General features: G+C 68.9%; 2 protein-coding genes and 1 tRNA gene. All 3 read right to left on the bottom strand.

The genetic code is table 11. From position 1 onward, the window contains the following. Positions 1 to 89 precede the first annotated feature (89 nt). Positions 90 to 165: transfer RNA gene (locus AS93_RS0118305), tRNA-Val, on the bottom strand. Positions 166 to 257: 92 nt separating this feature from the next. Next, positions 258 to 782: a type II secretion system protein M gene (locus AS93_RS0118300; RefSeq protein WP_027591919.1), complete on the bottom strand. Its 525-nt coding sequence runs from the start codon at positions 780 to 782 to the stop codon at positions 258 to 260. Beyond that, on the bottom strand, positions 783 to 1,221 hold a 439-nt coding region (gspL, locus tag AS93_RS0118295; RefSeq protein ID WP_027591918.1), incomplete at its 5' end, for a type II secretion system protein GspL. It lies immediately after the preceding gene.

Here is a 1,221-nt window from a genome sequence, read left to right as displayed (position 1 = left end):
CCGCGACCCCCGGCGTGACAGGCCGGTATTCTAACCGACTGAACTACCACTGCGCGTCGGCCGGACTTGCGTCCGAATTCACAAGGATATGGTGGCTGATGACGGGATCGAACCGCCGACCCCCTGCGTGTGATGCAGGTGCTCTCCCAGCTGAGCTAATCAGCCATCGCCTTGCGAGGCGCGCACTTTACGCAGGGGCCCCGATCAAGTCAACAGTTGCCAAAGAAATTTTTAAAAATGAATGGGTTACCGGTATTTCACGGCATGGGCCGCAGGCCCAGGCGAGCCACCACCGCCCCTTCGCCGTGCCGCTCCAGGCCCGCTTCCTCGATGCGAATGCCCTGCCGCTGCAGCACCTCGAACCAGGCCAGCAGGGTGACGAAGGGCGCCGGCTGCAGGCTGACCTGCACCCCGCCCTCGCCTTCGGCATCCAGCCGTTCGATGGCCAGCCCCTGCTGCTCGGCGGCGGCGGTCACCAGGCGTTGCAGATCGGTCGGGGCCGGCCGCACAACCGCGCGCCCGCTCAGCGCCTGAGCCTCGGGCGCGCGCGCCTGCAGGTAGGCCAGCAGTTCCCGCTGCTGCTCGAAGTGGCGCAGCGCCTCGGCCCGGCTGCGCTCGACCGGCAGCCACAATCCGCTGTACAGCGCCACGGCGAACAGGAAGAGTGCGAGCGCGGACAGCGCCTGGCGCTCGCGGCGCGCCAGCTGCCGCCAGCGCTGCAGCAGCGGTGAACCACTGGCCCCCGCCAATCGGGCCTGCAAATTGCGCTTCCAACGCTTCATCTAGCCTCCGATTACCAGCCGCGCACTCACGCCGGTTTCCTCGCGATTCGCCGAACCGAGCCGGACCACCAGCCCGGCTTCCACCAGCCGCTGGCGCAGGCGATCCAGCGCCTCGAAACCGGGCGCCTGCACCTGCAGCGCCAGATCCCCGCGGGTCAGACTGAAATCCAGCTGCTGCACGCTTACCTGCCGCCCCTCTGCGGCCAGCGCCGGCCCGGCGCGCCCCAGCAGGGTGAGCAGACCCTCTCGATCGCCCTGGCCCTCGGCCAGATGCTGGTCGAACTGCTGGCGCAGGTTGATCAGCTTGCGGTCCGCCGGGAACAGCGCGCGATACAGCTGCTCGCTGGCCTGCGCATTCAGCTGGCCGGCGTGGCGCAGCTGCCAGGCCTGCGCCAGCCCGAAGCCCCACTGCAGCAGCAGACACAAGCCCAGCGCGGCA

It is taken from the genome of Pseudomonas sp. RL (assembly GCF_000647775.1).
In the GTDB taxonomy this organism is placed as follows: domain Bacteria; phylum Pseudomonadota; class Gammaproteobacteria; order Pseudomonadales; family Pseudomonadaceae; genus Serpens; species Serpens flexibilis.
This window is presented reverse-complemented; position numbering and strand designations above follow the sequence as displayed.

Bases quoted from the DNA above. Each gene is read 5' to 3' on its own strand.
- AS93_RS0118300 (WP_027591919.1), bottom strand. From the start codon at position 782: ATGAAGCGTTGGAAGCGCAATTTGCAGGCCCGATTGGCGGGGGCCAGT.